At 70.3% G+C, this 16037-nt stretch carries 16 protein-coding genes, 1 pseudogene and 1 riboswitch; of the genes and pseudogenes, 6 read left to right on the top strand and 11 right to left on the bottom strand.

Going from position 1 to position 16037, the window contains the following annotated elements; translation table 11 throughout:
• Positions 1–7 precede the first annotated feature (7 nt).
• Positions 8–1135, bottom strand: a complete 1128-nt coding sequence (gene tgmC / locus AC0699_RS19640; RefSeq protein WP_478661704.1) for an ATP-grasp peptide maturase system methyltransferase — start codon at positions 1133–1135, stop codon at positions 8–10.
• Positions 1132–1666: pseudogene (locus tag AC0699_RS19635) on the bottom strand (MvdC/MvdD family ATP grasp protein); the annotation flags it as partial. The gene tgmC and the pseudogene AC0699_RS19635, both read right to left, overlap by 4 nt.
• A gap of 10 nt (positions 1667–1676) precedes the next feature.
• On the opposite strand from AC0699_RS19635, the gene AC0699_RS19630 reads away from it, so the two are divergent.
• The 3 genes from AC0699_RS19630 (at position 1677) to AC0699_RS19620 (ending at position 3063) form a co-directional block, all read left to right on the top strand.
• Positions 1677–1979: a hypothetical protein gene (locus AC0699_RS19630; RefSeq protein ID WP_478661702.1), complete on the top strand. Its 303-nt coding sequence runs from the start codon at positions 1677–1679 to the stop codon at positions 1977–1979.
• Between the two features lie 225 nt (positions 1980–2204).
• Positions 2205–2669, top strand: coding sequence for a hypothetical protein (locus AC0699_RS19625; protein WP_478661699.1), 465 nt, complete (start codon positions 2205–2207; stop codon positions 2667–2669).
• A gap of 106 nt (positions 2670–2775) precedes the next feature.
• Positions 2776–3063, top strand: a complete 288-nt coding sequence (locus tag AC0699_RS19620; RefSeq protein ID WP_478661697.1) for an acylphosphatase — start codon at positions 2776–2778, stop codon at positions 3061–3063.
• Between the two features lie 238 nt (positions 3064–3301).
• Here AC0699_RS19620 and AC0699_RS19615 read toward each other — a convergent pair whose 3' ends face one another.
• The 3 genes from AC0699_RS19615 to AC0699_RS19605 form a co-directional block, all read right to left on the bottom strand.
• On the bottom strand, positions 3302–3565 hold the full coding sequence (locus AC0699_RS19615) for a DUF1876 domain-containing protein (protein WP_469770015.1): 264 nt from the start codon (positions 3563–3565) through the stop codon (positions 3302–3304).
• 57 nt (positions 3566–3622) lie between these two features.
• Positions 3623–4066 (bottom strand): SRPBCC family protein, encoded by a 444-nt coding sequence (locus AC0699_RS19610; protein WP_478661693.1) that lies wholly within the window; start codon positions 4064–4066, stop codon positions 3623–3625.
• A gap of 274 nt (positions 4067–4340) precedes the next feature.
• Positions 4341–4838: a COG4315 family predicted lipoprotein gene (locus tag AC0699_RS19605; RefSeq protein ID WP_478661691.1), complete on the bottom strand. Its 498-nt coding sequence runs from the start codon at positions 4836–4838 to the stop codon at positions 4341–4343.
• A gap of 167 nt (positions 4839–5005) precedes the next feature.
• Between AC0699_RS19605 and AC0699_RS19600 the strand changes: the two genes are divergently transcribed.
• Both AC0699_RS19600 and AC0699_RS19595 read left to right on the top strand, forming a co-directional pair.
• A complete protein-coding gene (locus AC0699_RS19600) occupies positions 5006–5974 on the top strand; it encodes a CHRD domain-containing protein (RefSeq protein WP_478661689.1) in 969 nt (322 codons plus the stop codon).
• 163 nt (positions 5975–6137) lie between these two features.
• Positions 6138–6440, top strand: a complete 303-nt coding sequence (locus AC0699_RS19595) for a hypothetical protein (RefSeq protein WP_478661687.1) — start codon at positions 6138–6140, stop codon at positions 6438–6440.
• Between the two features lie 160 nt (positions 6441–6600).
• Here AC0699_RS19595 and AC0699_RS19590 read toward each other — a convergent pair whose 3' ends face one another.
• The 5 genes from AC0699_RS19590 to AC0699_RS19570 form a co-directional block, all read right to left on the bottom strand.
• Positions 6601–8181, bottom strand: coding sequence for a DUF445 domain-containing protein (locus AC0699_RS19590; protein WP_478661685.1), 1581 nt, complete (start codon positions 8179–8181; stop codon positions 6601–6603).
• Between the two features lie 915 nt (positions 8182–9096).
• Positions 9097–9798: a DUF1707 SHOCT-like domain-containing protein gene (locus AC0699_RS19585; RefSeq protein ID WP_478661683.1), complete on the bottom strand. Its 702-nt coding sequence runs from the start codon at positions 9796–9798 to the stop codon at positions 9097–9099.
• A 100-nt stretch (positions 9799–9898) separates the two neighbouring features.
• Positions 9899–10906, bottom strand: coding sequence for an ABC transporter ATP-binding protein (locus tag AC0699_RS19580; RefSeq protein WP_478661798.1), 1008 nt, complete (start codon positions 10904–10906; stop codon positions 9899–9901).
• 99 nt (positions 10907–11005) lie between these two features.
• The gene (locus AC0699_RS19575) at positions 11006–11857 is read right to left on the bottom strand and encodes an ABC transporter permease (RefSeq protein ID WP_478661794.1); all 852 of its coding nucleotides are present in this window, start codon (positions 11855–11857) and stop codon (positions 11006–11008) included.
• A gap of 16 nt (positions 11858–11873) precedes the next feature.
• Complete coding sequence (locus AC0699_RS19570; RefSeq protein ID WP_469770024.1) at positions 11874–12674, bottom strand: ABC transporter permease; 801 nt, start codon at positions 12672–12674, stop codon at positions 11874–11876.
• 210 nt (positions 12675–12884) lie between these two features.
• Between AC0699_RS19570 and AC0699_RS19565 the strand changes: the two genes are divergently transcribed.
• Complete coding sequence (locus tag AC0699_RS19565; protein ID WP_478661680.1) at positions 12885–15368, top strand: transglycosylase domain-containing protein; 2484 nt, start codon at positions 12885–12887, stop codon at positions 15366–15368.
• Positions 15369–15510: 142 nt separating this feature from the next.
• Here AC0699_RS19565 and AC0699_RS19560 read toward each other — a convergent pair whose 3' ends face one another.
• Complete coding sequence (locus tag AC0699_RS19560; RefSeq protein WP_453668066.1) at positions 15511–15831, bottom strand: DMT family transporter; 321 nt, start codon at positions 15829–15831, stop codon at positions 15511–15513.
• Positions 15832–15863: 32 nt separating this feature from the next.
• A riboswitch (guanidine-III (ykkC-III) riboswitch) is annotated at positions 15864–15927 on the bottom strand.
• Positions 15928–16037 lie beyond the last annotated feature (110 nt).

The following is a 16037-nucleotide window of genomic DNA, read 5'->3' as shown; positions in this document are numbered from 1 at the left end:
TAGCAGGTCAGGTTGCCCAACTGATGGTCTGCCGGTCTGGGGTAGCCGTGATGAGGAACTGATCGAGGCCAGGTGCGCCATCCCGACGCCAGCGGGCAACGTAGTCCTCGACCTCGTCCCACACACGCCCCGGGCCGCCTTGCCGTACGAGCCAGCGACCGGCCTCGCGGTGCAGCGCCGCCCCCGAGCCGGCCTCCACGTCCAGCAGCACGTCCGCTGTGTAGCCGCCGTCGAACGACATCTGGACGCGTTGGGCTCTCGGGGCTGCGAGCTGGGCTACGAAGCGGGCGGTCCAGTCGTCGAGAGCATCCGCGCCGAGGACCGCTTCGCGCTCTTCGCCGGCCTTCATGTCGGGCAGCATCCCGAGCGGCGGCGGGAGCTGAGGGCGGGCGAGCATGAAGGAGATCTGTCCGCCGAGGAGGCGTCCGGTGGCGGTGCCGTCCTCGTGCACGGTCAAGCGGGCGAGTGCGGAGGAGTACAGCCAGCCGCACACGGTGGCGAGGATTTGGCCCCCGGGCCGGGTCTGCGCGAGCCAGTCCGCGGGGATGTCGAGGACGCCGCAGGTCGCGATGATCCGATCGTACGGAGCGCCTGCCTCGTAGCCGGTCAGGCCGTCGCGTACGACGAGCCCGGGCATATGGCCGACCGCGCCGAGTGAAGCTCTGGCGCGGCTCGACACGTCCTCGTCGACCTCGACCGAGGTCACATGGTCGTCGCCGAGCCGGTGGCACATGAGCGCGGTGGAGTAGCCCGTGCCGGTCCCGATCTCCAGGACCCGCATCCCGTCCTCGACACGGAGTTCCTCAAGCATTCGAACGACGAGGCTGGGCAGGGTACTGGAGCTGGTCGGCGGGCGCAGGATCCGGCCTTGGATGTCGGCTGGGACGATGGCACCCGCGATCTGGGTCACCAGCGATTCGTCCGAGTAGCAGGCCGGTAGCCACGCGGCGGCGTCGGGCATGACCGGCTCCCAGCCGGTCGGGCCGTTGCCGTCCACTCGTTGGAAGAAGCCACCTCGCAGGAACTCGTGTCGAGCGATGTCGAGCACAGCCTGTCGCCACTGCGGCGATCGCAGGTCACCACTGGCGGCCAGGCGATTGACCAGGTCCTCGCGAAGGGTCTTGTCGTCGCTCATCGGTGTTTCCGTTCCAGTAGGTCGGCCATGGCCGACCTAGGGCAGTCCGGTTTCCGGCTCCATCCACGCCCGCTGACCGGACGGGTTGCATTCCAGGAACCACCATCCACCGTCGCGGTCGACGGCGAAGTCGAATGCTCCGAAGACAAGACCGAAGAAGGCGAGATAGTGGTGGAGGGCTTCGGTGATGTCGGGTGGAGGGGTCCATGACGGTGTACGTGAGCCGGTCGTAATCGGTACGCCAGTCCAGCAGCCCCGAGTCGATCCGGACCCTGAAGACCTGGTCTCCGATGACGGTCACGCGTACGTCCGCGATCTCTTGATGAAGGCGCGGGCGGCGTCCGGGTCGGAGGTGACCAGCGTTGCCGGGATCTGGAATCCGCACCGCGCTGCGGCTGCAAGACCGGAGGTCTTGAACTCCGCGTCTCCGATGCGATGCGGATGGTTGACGTACAGACAGCCGGGCAGCGACGCGAGGACGCCGCCGAGGCCGTAGCGGGCCTGGGTGATGGCGAAGCGCGCGTCACGATCCCGCGCAGGCGTGTCCACCCGGCACGTCGACGGTTCGGTCGAAGCCCTGCAGGAGTCGAACCGTCTGCGGGAGTCCGTGTACCGGCGGGCGCGGGTACGCCACGGGGCGATGCTCGCCGAGCGGAAGCTCCAGGTCGGGCGGCTGGAGGAGGCCTGCGTCGACTGGCACAGGATGCTCGACGACTACCGGCACGTGCGGTCGGGGCGCTGTGATGACCGGTACCGGTCAATGATGGCCGCGGTCCGTCCCCACCTGCGAAACCAGCACGCGGGAGCGTTGTACGAACGGGCCCGGACGATTGCCCCCGCCTGAGGCTGCTCGATGAAGCGGGTAGGTATGTGTTGCTCTGTGAAGTTGTCACCTGTGCGGTTGGTGTGACCTCCGGCGCGGTCGTAGCGTCGATACAGGAGCAACCGGTGGGAGGAGGTCGACAGCGCCCGTCCGGAGCCCGCCTCCGGGCGCGGAGATCGCAGGGCGCGGCGGGTCAAGGTGTTTACGCAGGGCCATGTGGGCTCAGAGAGACGGCTGGGAGCAGACATGCAGAGACACAAGCTGAAGGCAGCGGTCCTGATCTATGCCGCTACGGCGCTCGCAGTGGCCGTTGCGCCGGCATCCGCTTCCACTTCCGCTTCCCCGTCCGCAGGGTCACAGCCACGTGTCGACGTCGTGGTGGTCGTCGACTGCTTCTCGAAGCCGCAGGTGCGACCCGGTGAGTACTTGATCGCCTGTGGGGACGGCAACAACGGCCTCACCAAGCTCAAGTGGACCAACTGGGGATCGACGTCTGCCACGGGTAGTGGACTCAACTACGTGAACGACTGCATCCCCTACTGCGCCGCAGGCAAGTTCCACTCCTACCCCGTGAACGTCAGGCTCGAGCTCCCGGAGCGCTGGGACAAGCATCCTGAGCAACTGCGTTTCACCCAGCTGCACATCGAATTCACCACTGACAGCAAGCCGGCGAACGCGTCGCAAGAGGTGACGTACAAGCTCTGGCCCTGACGGCAGCACGACGACAGCCTGACGGCGGACGAGCAAGCGGGGCAGACCCGAGGCTCGCGCCGCGTCGTCCTCGCCGTCGGCCTGGTGGCTCGTACGATCCGGAGTCATGGTGCGGAAGCGCGTGATCGTCTCAGGCTTGGTCCAGGGCGTGTTCTACAGGGACACGTGCAGGCGCGTGGCCCTGGAGTACGGGGTGTCCGGATGGGTGCGGAACCTGGCCGACGGGGATGTCGAGGCCGTGTTCGAGGGGGAGGCGGACGCCGTCGAGACGCTGGTGCGGTGGGCTCGGCAGGGGCCGCCGACGGCGAAGGTGAGCGGGGCCGAGGTGCGGGAAGAGGAGCCCGAGGGGCTCAGGGGGTTCGAGGTGCGGGGTACGCCCAGGGCTTGGGGCTGAGGTTCCGGCTGCTCCGCGGGGCGGCCGGAACCCGCCGAAATCCGGATACGCGCCGAAACCCGGGTCCGCCGGACGTACGCCGGCCGGCGCTTGAAGCCGGGTACACCGCTGGGTACGCCGAGGGCCGGGGCTGATGCCCCGGCCCTGGCCACTTGCTTTCGGGTTCTTGGTCTCGGGTTCTTGGTCTCGGGTTCTTGGTCTCGGGTTCTTGGTCTCGGGTTCTTGGTCTCGGGTCAGGTCAGATGGCGATGTCGGCCGGCCTGTGGGTGTGGCTCTCCACATCGGCGGCGGCTCGGCCCACAAGCTCGTGGGCCAGTTCGGAGCAGGCGCGGGCTGCTGCGAGTTCCTCGCCTATCTTCGCGTCCGGGGTGTCGCCGGGGCTACGCCTGGCTACTCCCATGCCCTGGACGCCGGGGGCATTTTCCCCGCTGAGGGAGGCCTTGCAGGCGGTCCGGGTTCCGTCTTCCTCGAACGACAAGTCGATGTTCCAGTGTTGCGTCATGACGGGTCACCTTCGCCGTACGGTTCCGTCAGCCCCTGCGTGCGGGGCATCGTGGCGTTACTTGATGGGGTGTGCCTGCTCCACCAGGTCCTTGAACTGGTGGAGGTCCTCCCGGACGGTCCGTTCGATGGCGGAGGACTGGGCAAAGCCCTTGGGCCCCCCGAAGGCATTGTGCGCCTCGGCGGGGTCGTACTCCATGCGTAGCTGCATCCTGGTGTGGGTCGCGTCGATGGGGAGGAGCGATACGGAGCCGCTCAGGTGCGGGCCCTCCGTGGTTCTCCAGGTCATCGTCTCGTTGGGACGGAGGTCATCGGTGGCAGCGTCGATCCCGCGGGCCGTGCCGCCGCCGGGCTCCAGGTCCATGTGTACGCCGGTGGTGCCTGCGCGCCGGGCTTCCCGTACGCCTCCGACGAACCGTGGATAGTCCTCGACCTGGTGCAAATGGTCCCAGACCACGTCACCGGGTGCCGTGATGTCGATCTGTTCCTCGAGCGTGGGCATAACGGTCTCCCTACCTCTTACTCCAGGGTGCGTTCCGCGGCCCGTCATCGCAACGGATCCGGCTGTCCGGAAGGCGGCTCTGTCCATGGATCAGCTGGTCGCTGCGGCCTCCTCCCCGGTCGCCACATCCGACAAGGCAGCGGTCACCGGGAACGGCAGGCTGCGGCGGGAGAGCTGAATTCCAGCCACCGCAGATCCATGGGTGGCCGTAACCGAACTGGATTACGTCTGTTACGGAATCATGAAGGAATGGAGAGGCGAATTCCGGGTGACGTCAGATCGCTTTCTTGATGAGCTTTCCGTCCGCCGCGATCACGAACCACTCGCCGTCCAGACCCTGCCCGTTGAGGTCGCCGGGCGTCGCGTCGCCGACGTAGTAGTAGAGCGGCCAGTCCCCGTACGTCGCCTGCTCCGCACCCTCGCCGAGCTTGGTCTCCTTCAGCAGGGAGGCGTTGGCGCCGCTGCCGGCCGTGACGTCCTCGGCCGAGGTGAGGGCCGGCCAGACCGCGATGCAGTCGGCGTCGCAGGCGCTCGCGGCGCCGGGCTTGTCCTTGGTGAATCCGTACAGCGTACGGCCCGAATCGTCGACCAGGATCCGGCCGAGCGGGGAGTCCGCGATCTTGACGGAGGCTGCGGGCTTGGCGGGCTTGGCGGGCTTGCCCGCGGACACGTCCGCGGGCTCGTCGGACCCGCCGCAGGCGGTCAGCGTGAGCAGGACGAGCGTGGCCGCCGAAGCGGCGAGGAACGTCGTTTTGGTACGGGCGCTGCGCATGGTGATCCCCCGGTTCGGTGTGTGTGGGTACGTAGGGTTGTACGGCCGCAACTGACCGGCGGTTCAATCGAATTAAAGAGATTTTCTGTTGAACAACCGCGAGCCGCGGCGCGTACTTCCCGGCGACCGACTCGATGCGAGTCGGCCTCAACGGGAGGATGAGAACAATGCAGAAGCGATTTCTCGCGGTGACGGCAGCGGCAATTGTTGTCGGTGTTACGGGTGTTACTCCGGCGATCGCGCACGGGGGGCATGGCGGGCACGGCAGCCATGGGTCGGGAGCGGGGGGCGGAGGTACGCAGACGGGCAACGCCGCTACGTTCACCACGCCGGCCGCCGGCAAGGCGGTGACCCTCGCCGCCGAGCTCTCCGGCGCCCATGAGGTGCCCGTCCAGGGCGGGCCCGCGGTGAACGACCCGGACGGCAAGGCGATCGCCCTGGTGAAGGTGAAGGGGGACCGGGTCACGTTCGCACTGCAGTGGAAGGGCTTCGTGCCGAGCCTCGGCCACATCCACGAGGGCGTCGCCGGGAAGAACGGGGCGGTGAAGGTGCCGCTGTTCGGCAGCGCGATGCCCGACACCGTGCACTCCGCGGCCGGGCAGGTCGCGGTCACCGACGCGAAGCTGGCCGAGAGCATCCGTAGCAACCCCGCCGGCTTCTACGTCAACCTGCACAGCGCGGAGTTCCCGGGCGGGGCGGTACGGGGCCAGCTGAAGCCGCTCAAGCGGAACGTCAACCCGCTGGAAATCATCAAGGGCGGCAAGCTGCGAGCGCTCGCCAACGGCGACCAGGAGGTCCCGAAGAACGACGCGTCGAAGGTCGGCGACCCGGACGGGCACGCGGTCACGTTCCTGCACCCGAAGGGAACGGCCGTGGACTACTCCTTCGCCTGGGTCAACATCCAGAGCCCGTCGAAGGGCCACGTCCACAAGGGCACGTTCGGCAAGAACGGCGACGTCGTCTTCGACTTCTTCAACCGGCCGGTGCCGGACGGGATCTTCGCCGTCAGCGGGCGGCTGGCGGGGCAGAACCCGGACGTGGTGAAGCGGGTCCGGGAGAACCCGCGTAACTACTACTCCAACATCCACACGGCGGAGTTCCCTGACGGGGCCGTGCGCGGGCAGTTCTTCCACTGAGGCGGGTGCGCGCTGCACGGTGGGCGGGGCACGGGAGGCGGTGCGCGGTGGGCAGTGGGCGGGCGGCCCGGCGCAGGTCGAGCCCCGGCCCCGGCCCGGCTCCTGCCCACCGACCCCCTCGTTAGGCTCAAGCCAGTCCAAGACCGAACGAAGGGCGGCAATCATGGCGAGGATTCCGGCAGCGGCAGTCGCGGCGAGCGGCCTCATCGGGGGCTACGGCGTCGCCCGGTGGACCAAGAAGCGGCCGCTCGGCGGGGTCGCGCTGGCCGCCGCCGGGGCCGTCGCCGCACGGCAGTGGCAGCAGGAGGCCGGGGGGAAGGCCGCGGCGGGGCTGAGTGCGGCGTACGTGGCCGCGTTCGCCGGGTCGCATCCGCTGGCCAAGAAGGTGGGGGCGTGGCCTGCTGTGTTCACCGTGGCGGGTGGGGTTGCGCTCGCATCGTGGGCCGTCACCCGTCGGGCAGCCTGAGCGAACCGCTCCACACGGGATTGAACGGGGGCGGGGGCCCGTACGTACGTATGGGCACTCCCCCATGGTGGCTGGGCGCGTAACCGGACGACAGGGTCCGGTCTACGCGCCCAGCACTTTTTCACGCGCATGGCGCTCTGCGTCCGCCGCCGGCGCTCGTTCACGCACCCAGCGCATGCGCGACCGTATAGATCAGCAGACCGGCCAGCGCGCCGACGACCGTGCCGTTGATACGGATGAACTGCAGGTCACGGCCGATGTGTGCCTCGATCTTGCGCGAGGTGTGCTCGGCGTCCCAGCCCGCCACGGTGTCGCTGATGAGGGACGTGATCTCCTCGCGGTACGTCGTGACGACGTAGACCGCGACGTCCTCTACCCAGCCCTCCAGCTTCTGCTGCATCCGGCCGTCCGTCGCCAGTCGGGCACCGAACGACATGAGGGACGCGCGGGCGCGCAGGCGCAGCTCGCTGCGCTCGTCCTCGGCGGCCGAGATGATCATGGCGCGTACGGAGGACCATGCGGAGGCGATGATGTCCTGCACCTCGGTGCGGGACAGCATGTCCGACTTCATGCGCTCCACCCGCCCGCGGGTGTCCGTGTCGGCCTGGAGGTCCAACGCGAAGTCGGCGAGGAACCGGTCGATGGCGCCGCGCGCCGGGTGGGCGGGCATGTCCCGGATCTCCGTGACGAAGCGGACCAGCTCCTTGTAGACGCGCTCGCCGACCCTCCGGTCGACGAAACGCGGCGTCCAGCCGGGGGCACCGCCCTGGACCGCGTCCATGACGGAGTCACCGTGCTCGACCAGCCAGTCGGCGGCGCGTGCGCAGATCAGGTCGACGGCGCGGTGATGAGCGCCGTCCGCGACGACCTTCTCGAGGGTCTTGCCGATGCCGGGCGCGATCTCGGCGGCCTCGGCCCGGCGCGTTATTGCCTCGCCGACGACCGCCTGGACGTCGGCGTCCCGGAGGACGGTGAGCGCGCCGCGCAGGGCGGTCGACAGCTCGGCGGTGACCCGGTCGGCGTGCGCGGGCTCAGCGAGCCAGGCGCCGAGCCGTCCGCCGAGGGAGAGGCCGCTCAGGCGGGCCCGGACGACCTCGCCGGAGAGGAAGTTCTCGCCGACGAACGAGCCGAGGGAGGCGCCGAACTGGTCCTTCTTGGTGGGGATGATCGCGGTGTGCGGGATGGGGATGCCGAGGGGGTGCTTGAACAGCGCAGTAACGGCGAACCAGTCGGCGAGCGCGCCGACCATGCCGGCTTCGGCGGCCGCGGCGACGTAGCCGGGCCAGCCGTCGATTCCCGAGTTCTTCGCCCAGGTGGCAAGCGTGAAGATCAGCGCGACGAGCAGGAGCAGACCGGTGGCCATCGACTTCATCCGGCGAACGCCGCGGCGTTTCTCCTCGTCGGCGGCTGTGTACGCGAACGAGGCGAGGGGGGCGGGGCGGGTGCCTCCGGCGGTCGTCGCGGAAGTGGCCGCCTGGCCGGTGCGGTCTGTCGGGCTTCGGCGGGTTCCGCCCGCGGGGCCTCCGCCGGTGCCGCCTGCCGGACTCTCGGCCGTGGCGCCTGCCGGGCTCCCGGCTGTGCCGCCCGCTGGACTTTCGGCTGTGGCGCCTGCCGCACTGTCGGCCGCTGTCATGCGGGGGCCGCCCGCGGGGCCCCCGTCGGTGCTGCCTGCCGGACTTTCGGCTGTGGCGCCCGCCGGGCTCCCGGCTGTGCCGCCTGCCGCACCGTCGGCCGCTGTCATGCGGGTGCCGCCCGCGGAGCCTCCGTCGGTGCTGCCTGCCGGACTTTCGGCTGTGCCGCCCGCTGGACTTTCGGCTGTGCCGCCTGCGGGACTTTCGGCAGGGGCCAGCCCGGTGCCACCCGCCGGGCCGCCGCGGGTGCCGCCGGTGCCGCTGGCGCCGCCGACGAGGCTTCCGCCGGTGTCATGCACCTCGCCGTCGGCTGTGGCGCCTGCCGCGCTTCCGGCTACCCGGCCGGTCCCACCTCCGGCACCTCCTGCCACCCTGCCGGTCCCACCTCCGGCACCTCCGGCCGTCCGGCCGGGCCCACGTGCTCCGCTGTCGGCCGCTGTCATGTCCGTGTCGCCTGCCGGGCCACTGGCCGTGCCTCCGCCGGGCCGGGCATCGGAGGAGCCGGTACCGCCACTCGGTTCTGGGCCCGCGGCCCCACCAGACCCCGACGTGCCCGGGGCAGCGGACTCCCCCGACCCGAGTTCGGGCCCCTGCGCGGACGACTGGCCGGACGCCCCGGACACCCCGTCCCGCCCAGCGGCAGCCGGCGCGCCGACGAAGCCCGCGCCACCGTCACGGCGCTCCGGACCCGCGGCCCCACCAGGACCGGCCGCTGCCGCCAGGGCAGCAGACGCCCCCGGCCCAGGCCCCGGCCCAGGCCTCTGCGCGGCGCCGGACGCCACCGTCCCGGGCTCGTTCGCCGCCGGCGGGCCGGGCTCTCCGGGGACCCCCTGGGGCTCCGGATTGGCGCGATCCGTTCTTTTCATCCGCTCCACCCGTCCGCGTACGTATCGTCCCTTCCCTATCTGACCTACTCCTGGGACGCACGTCGAGTTCCCGCGGCCGCGTGGCAGGCAGCCGCGGGAGCGGGAACGGCGGGCGCGGCGGGCGCGGCGGGCGCGGCGGGCGCGGCGGGCGCGGGCGCGCTACTCCAGCTCGCCCCGTGCCTCCGCGCCGCGCTCGCCCTTCTCCAGGCGTGCACGGCGGCGGGCCTCCTTCAGCCGCAGCTTGTCGGCCTTGCGCATCTTGCGCTCCACGCCGACGCCGCCCATCAGGGCGAAGCCGGTGATCACCACGCGGGGCGAGCCCGGCGTGATGACGGCCTCGTCGACGTCCTTCTCGTCGAAGCCGCCCATGATGCCGAAGCCCTTGACCTCGACGTGCAGCTCCGGGGGAACGGTGACCTGGATGCCACCCATGAGCGTGAAGCAGCGGATCACGATCTCGCGGTCCTCGAAGTTCGCGTCGCGAAGATCGATCTCGCCGCCGCCCTGGAGTGCGACAGCGGTGAAGTTACGGCCGACGGTCCACGTGCCCCTGCGCATGAACCCGCTCCAGAAGGCGAACGCCCCCGAGGACGTGGGCGGTTGACCCACACGCCGGGACCAGTCCACGGCACCGTCGGCTGCGGGTACGGCCGCGAGCGGCGCCGAGCTGCCTCCCGGTGCGGGGAGATCCCGTACCAGCGGCTCCAACTCCCCATGCGTACGCGCCCTGTACGCGGCGTCCAGGCGCTCCTCGAACTCCTCCATGTCGAGCCGCCCCTCGGCCACCGCGTCGCGCAGCCGCTCGGCGATCCGCTCCCGCTCGGCGTCGGAGGCCCGCATTTCCGGAAGATCGCTCGTCATACGGTCAGCCTAGTCAATCCGCGTTGCCGTCGCCGTACCCACAGCACCTACAGCACCGACTGCGGACGCCGGCCCGCGTCGCGAGCCTCACCGGCCGGACTCACCGCTGACGGGCCACGTGGCTGCCGGGCCGGTCCTCCATGCGATACAGCATCTTCGCGATCACCGCCTCGATGTCCGGCTCCCGCACCGACAGATCCACCAGCGGATACTCCGCCGCGATCGCGGCCACGATCGGCGCCGCCGACTCCGACGCCGGGAACGACAGCCACTGCCGCGGCCCCTCGACCCGTACCGTCCGCGCCCCCGCCACCTCGATCGGCGGCAGCGGCCGCTCCAGGTCCACCACCAGCGTCCGCTCGCTCTCGCCCACCTCGTGCAGCCCCGCCAGCGCGCCGTCGTACATCAGCCGGCCGTGGTCGATGACCATGACCCGCTTGCAGAGCTGCTCGATGTCGGTCAGATCGTGCGTCGTCAGCAGCACGGTCGTCGCGCGCTCGGCATTCAGATTCCGCAGGAACTCCCGCACCTTCGCCTTCGACATCACATCGAGGCCGATCGTCGGCTCGTCGAGGTAGAGCACCTCCGGGTCGTGCAGCAGCGCCGCCGCGATGTCGCCGCGCATGCGCTGCCCGAGCGACAGCTGCCGTACGGGTACGTTCAGCAGCTCGCCCAGGTCCAGCAGGTCCACGCACCGCTCCAGGTTCTCCCGGTAGCGCGCGCCGGGGATCCGGTACATGCGGTGGACCAGGCGGTACGAGTCGATCAGCGGAAGGTCCCACCACAGCGTCGTGCGCTGCCCGAAGACCACGCCGATGCGCTGCGCGAGCCGGGTCCGCTCGCGCGACGGGTCGATACCGGCGACGCGCAGCCGTCCGCCGCTCGGCGTCAGAATGCCCGTCAGCATCTTGATGGTGGTGGACTTTCCGGCGCCGTTCGGGCCGATGTAACCGACCATCTCGCCGCGCGGCACCCGGAAGGTGATGCCGTCGACCGCCCGTACCTGCGTCTTCTCGCGGCGCAGCAGGCCTGTCCTGCGCCGTACGTCGAAGACCTTCTCCACCCCGTCGAGTTCGATGAAGTCCTCGACGGAGTCGCCGACAGACATGCCGACGGTGTCACTGGCGGTGTCGTCGACGGTGTTGATGGAGTCGTTGACGATGTTGATGGAGTCGTCGGCGGTGTCGTTGATGAAGTCCATGACGCGTCAGCTCCCCGTGCTCCGGTACGAACGAAGGCCCGCCCGCCAGGCCAGTCCGGCGAGCACGCAGCACACCGCCGCGACGAGCGGCGGCGCGAACGCCAGCGGGCGCGGCAGGTCCAGCGGATAGGGCTGCCCCAGGACGTACAGCGCGGGCAGCCAGTTGACGAAGGCGAGCGGTACGACGAAGGTCACGCCCCGCACCAGATCCTTCGCGAAGATTGTCGGCGGGTACTGCAGCAGCGTGTTGCCGCCGTACGTGAAGGAGTTCTGCACCTCCGCGGCATCCTGCGCCACGAACTGGAACGCCGCGCCCGCCACGAACATCGACGCGAAGATCACCGCTCCGCTGAGCACCATCATCGGCACCATGGCGACCCGCAGCGGCGTCCACGCGATGTCCAGCACGAGCAGCGCGTAGCCGAGCACCAGCAGACCCTGGGTGATCCGGCCGAGCCGGCGCAGCGCGAAGCGGTCCGCCGCCACCTGTGCGAGCACCGGGGCGGGCCGCACCAGCAGGGTGTCCAGCGTGCCGTCGCGCACCCGCCGCCCCAGCCGGTCCATCGACCCCATGACGAGGTCGGCCAGGCCGAAAGCGGTGCCGGCCGCGCCGTACAGGAAGGCGACTTCGGGCAGGCTGTACCCGCCGAGCGCGTCCACATGCGCGAACATCAGCAGAATCACGACGAAGTCGAACGACGTCGCCGCGAAGTTCCCGAACGCCGTCATCGCGAAGGACGCGCGGTACGTCATCGTCGAGCGCATCCACATCACGGCGATGAGGACATAGGCCCGCAGCCCGCCCCGCAGCCCGCCTCGCAGTCCGCCCGGCGGCACGGTCCGCAGCCTCCGCACCACCCCCGGCCGCTCCCACTCAGCCACCCTGGACCACCACCCTCCTCGTCGCGGCCGACTGCAGCAGCCGCCCGGCGCCGAGCAGCGCCACCGCCCACCCGGCCTGGAAGGCGTACGCCTCGGCCAGCCCCCATCCCGTGTACTTGCCCAGGAGGACGTCCACCGGGACCTGGAGCAGTGAGGACCAGGGCAGAAGGCGGGCCAGTTCGCCGAGCGCGCCGGGGAAGAGGGTGAGCGGCAGCAGCATCCCGGAGAAGAACAGCCCGGCCAGCCAGGTGATCTGCATGACGCCCGCACCGTCCATCAACCAGAACGCCGACAGCGCGACCAGATAGCGCACCGCGAAGCTCACCACCACCCCGAGGGTCACGGCGAGCAGGAAGGCCGGCCAGGCGAGCGGGGAGACGGGCAGCGCGAGATCGAAGGCGAGGCCGCCGAGCAGCATCGGCACCACACCGCGGCCGAGCAGATGGAAGGCGGCGCGGCCCAAGTCACCCGCGAGCCACCACAGTTGGAGGTCGACGGGCCGGTAGAGATCGATGGCGATGTCGCCGGTACGGATCCGCTCGATCAGCTCGTCCTCGAAACCGCCGCCCATCATGGCGCAGGTCATCAGCAGGGCCTGACCCAGCCACACATAGGTCAGCGCCTCGGAGAGGTCGTAGCCGCCGAGCTGCGGCCGCTCATCCCATAGGGCGATATAGGTGTACGCCATGATGAAGCCGAAAACGGTGTTGGTGAACACTCCCGCCGCCGTCGCCACTCGGTACGTCGCATAGCGCCGGAATCCACCTGCCGCAACGACCGCGTAGAGCCTCACAACAGCCCCTCCTCCCAGCGCACATGCCGAAACGCACCAAAGCGCCCGACCCTAGCCGAGCGGAACTGGTCGCCGCGACCGTATTCCGAGCGGGGGTCCGGGGGTTAGCAGGGCGAGAAGTGCAGTATGGGCACACCAAGCGAATCGCCCGAAATGACACCGTTACTCCGGAGGGAGACCTCCGGTCGGGGCCGAGGAGTCTCCACAGACATGAGCGACGAGCCACAGCAGCAGCGCTGGGATCCGCGGGATCCGACGATGGTCGGACCCACGCCCAGCCGGCCGGGCGATGTGGGCGGCAGGGGCGGAACAGGTGGCAGATTCGGCAAGGGCGGCGTAGGCGGCAAGGGCGGCGTGGACGACGTAGGCGGCATGGGCGGTGTGGGCGCAAGAACCCGCCCGAGGCGCACCGGCTGGCGCCGGGCGATCCCCACCTGGCGGATGACGCTCGGGGCGTTCCTGCTGTTCGCGCTGGTCCTGATCGGCGGCTTCCTCGCCGGCTACATGCTCGTCGACATCCCGCCCGCCAACTCCGCGGCCACCGCCCAGTCCAATGTCTACCTCTACAAGGACGGCACCCAGATCGTCCGCGACGGCGAGGTCAACCGGGAGAACATCCAGCTCGCCCAGGTCCCGCGGACCGTCCAGCACGCGGTACTCGCCGCCGAGGACCGCGACTTCTACTCCGAGCGGGCCGTCGACCCGCTGGCGATGGTCCGCGCCGCCTGGAACACCGTCACCGGCAAGGGCAGACAGTCGGGTTCCACGATCACCCAGCAATACGTCAAGAACTACTACCTGGGGCAGGAGCAGACGGTCACCCGAAAGGTGAAGGAATTCTTCATCGCGATCAAGCTCGACCGCGAGGAGAGCAAGGCCGACATCCTGGAGGGCTACCTCAACACCAGCTACTTCGGACGCAACGCGTACGGCATCCAGGCCGCCGCGCACGCGTACTACGGCAAAGACATCAGCGAGATCGGCACCGCCGAGGGCGCGTACCTCGCCTCACTGCTCAACGCCCCCAGCGCGTACGACGTCACCACCCACCCCGAGAACCTGCCCAACGCGCTCGCCCGCTGGAACTACACCCTCGACGGCATGGTGACGGAGCAATGGCTGCCCGCCTCCGAGCGGACCGCCCTGACCTTCCCGACACCGCACACCGCGCGGCCCGCCACCGGGCTGTCCGGACAGCGCGGCTATGTCGTCCAGGCCGTTGAGGACTGGCTCACCAACAACAGGATCATCGACGAGAACACCCTGGCCCACGGCGGCTACCGGATCACCACCACGCTGGAGAAGGCGAAGCAGGACGCCTTCGCCGCAGCCGTCGACAAGCATGTGATGGCCAACCGTCGCGACGGCACCCGGCCCGCCGACCGGAACGTCCGCGTCGGCGGCGCCTCCATCGACCCGGCCACCGGCGAGGTCGTCGCCATGTACGGCGGCATCGACTACACCAAGCAGTACGTCAACAACGCCACGCGCCGCGACTACCAGGTCGGCTCGACCTTCAAGCCGTTCGTCCTCACCGCTGCGATCGAGAACGGCTCCTCGACCCAGGACGGCCGCCGCATCACTCCCAGCACGGTCTACGACGGAACCGACCAGCGCGAGGTGGTGGGTGCCTACGGACCGGTCGGCTACGCCCCGGAGAACGAGGACAACATCTCGTACGGTCACATCAGCGTCCGCGACGCCACGGACGCGTCGGTCAACGCGGTGTACGCGCAGATGGCCCAGGACGTACGGCCCAGCAGGGTGCGGGAGACCGCGATCGCGCTCGGTGTCCCGGAGAACACCCCCGATCTGACCGCGACCCCGTCCATCGCGCTCGGCGTGGCCACCGCGAGCGTCCTCGACATGGCGGAGGCGTACGCGACGCTCGCCAACCACGGCAGGCACGGCAGGTACACGCTCGTCGAGAGCATCAGCAAGGACGGCGCGGAGATCGAGCTGCCCGACGCGCCGGTGAGGCAGGCCGTCAGCCGGGAGGCCGCCGACACCACCACGGCCGTCCTGCGAGGCGTGGTCGAGCAGGGCACCGGCATGGCGGCGCTGTCCGCCGGCCGGCCCGCCGCCGGAAAGACCGGGACCGCGGAGGGGGACAAGGCGGCCTGGTTCGCGGGCTACACCCCGGATCTGGCCACCGTCGTCGCCGTCATGGGTCAGGACCCCGACACCGGCGTACAGAAACCGCTGTACGGGGCGCTGGGGCTGCCGCGGATCAACGGTGGCGGGGCGCCCGCCCGGATCTGGGGCCAGTTCACGGCGGCGGCGCTGACGGGCAGGGAGGTGAAGGACTTCGACCTCGCGCCCACGGAGGGCACGGACGAGGAACTGCCCCCGCCGGCCGAGCCGAGCGAGTCGGACGACGACTCGTCGGCGTCCCCGGACACCACGGGCCCGGCCGAGGACGGCGGGACGGAGGGCCAGTCGCAGAGTCCGGCGACCGGCGGCGCGTCCACGGACGGTGGCGCAACGGACGGCGGGCCGCCGACGGGAAGCCCGACGACCGGCGGGACCACCACAGGGCCGTCCAGCGGCGGCACCACGACGGACGGGGCGACGAACGGTGGCAGGACGGACGGCGGCTCGACCACCGGAGGGCCGTCGGACGGCGGCACCGACGGCGACACGGACAACCCGGGCGGGTCCGGCGGATGGGACGTCGTCCCCCGGCGCCTGTGAGTACCACGGGGCCGCCGCAGGGTGACGAGCGACCGCCGCTGCGCGACGAGCGACCGCCGTTGTGCGACGAGCGACCGCCGCTGGGTGCCTGGTGCGCCCGTGCCGGACAGGCCGCTCGTGATCAACCCACCGGACAGAACGCCTAGTGCCCGGAGGTCGCCTTCAGCCCCACCACCGCGACCAGGAGCAGCACGACGAAGAAGATCCGGGCGGCGGTCGCCGGCTCGTTCAGCACCAGCATGCCGACCACCGCCGCACCGGCCGCGCCGATGCCGACCCAGACGCCGTACGCGGTACCGATCGGCAGGGTCCTGGCCGCGTGCGACAGCAGCAGCATGCTCGCGACGATCCCGGCACCGGTGAAGAGGCTGGGCCACAGCCGGGTGAACCCGTCGGTGAACTTCATCCCGATCGACCAGCCGACCTCGAGCAGACCGGCGACAACAAGCAGAACCCAGGCCATGACGGCACCTCCGGGACGCGGACTTCATACGGGGTGCGTCGTCTTTGCATGGCCCGGTACGGCGCGTCTCGTCGGGTTCCCCCCAAGGTAGCAAACGGCACGGAAGGGCCCGGTGACCGGAGTCACCAGGCCCTTCCCGGACCGTCCCCCAGCTGAAGATCGCGACAGCTGCGGGTCCTGCTGCGGCTGCTGCGGGTCCTGCTGCA

The organism is Streptomyces sp. NPDC043870 (assembly GCF_056435785.1).
The sequence above is the reverse complement of the archived record's forward strand: the minus strand, read 5'-3'. Positions and strand labels throughout refer to the sequence as shown.

Excerpts from the sequence above, each read along its gene's own strand:
- tgmC (WP_478661704.1), bottom strand. The coding sequence starts at position 1,135 with ATGAGCGACGACAAGACCCTTCGCGAGGACCTGGTCAATCGCCTGGCC.
- AC0699_RS19625 (WP_478661699.1), top strand. The coding sequence starts at position 2,205 with ATGCAGAGACACAAGCTGAAGGCAGCGGTCCTGATCTATGCCGCTACG.
- AC0699_RS19620 (WP_478661697.1), top strand. The coding sequence starts at position 2,776 with ATGGTGCGGAAGCGCGTGATCGTCTCAGGCTTGGTCCAGGGCGTGTTC.
- AC0699_RS19615 (WP_469770015.1), bottom strand. The coding sequence starts at position 3,565 with ATGACGCAACACTGGAACATCGACTTGTCGTTCGAGGAAGACGGAACC.
- AC0699_RS19610 (WP_478661693.1), bottom strand. The coding sequence starts at position 4,066 with ATGCCCACGCTCGAGGAACAGATCGACATCACGGCACCCGGTGACGTG.
- AC0699_RS19605 (WP_478661691.1), bottom strand. The coding sequence starts at position 4,838 with ATGCGCAGCGCCCGTACCAAAACGACGTTCCTCGCCGCTTCGGCGGCC.
- AC0699_RS19600 (WP_478661689.1), top strand. The coding sequence starts at position 5,006 with ATGCAGAAGCGATTTCTCGCGGTGACGGCAGCGGCAATTGTTGTCGGT.
- AC0699_RS19595 (WP_478661687.1), top strand. The coding sequence starts at position 6,138 with ATGGCGAGGATTCCGGCAGCGGCAGTCGCGGCGAGCGGCCTCATCGGG.
- AC0699_RS19590 (WP_478661685.1), bottom strand. The coding sequence starts at position 8,181 with ATGACAGCGGCCGACGGTGCGGCAGGCGGCACAGCCGGGAGCCCGGCG.
- AC0699_RS19585 (WP_478661683.1), bottom strand. The coding sequence starts at position 9,798 with ATGACGAGCGATCTTCCGGAAATGCGGGCCTCCGACGCCGAGCGGGAG.
- AC0699_RS19580 (WP_478661798.1), bottom strand. The coding sequence starts at position 10,906 with ATGTCTGTCGGCGACTCCGTCGAGGACTTCATCGAACTCGACGGGGTG.
- AC0699_RS19565 (WP_478661680.1), top strand. The coding sequence starts at position 12,885 with ATGAGCGACGAGCCACAGCAGCAGCGCTGGGATCCGCGGGATCCGACG.
- AC0699_RS19560 (WP_453668066.1), bottom strand. The coding sequence starts at position 15,831 with ATGGCCTGGGTTCTGCTTGTTGTCGCCGGTCTGCTCGAGGTCGGCTGG.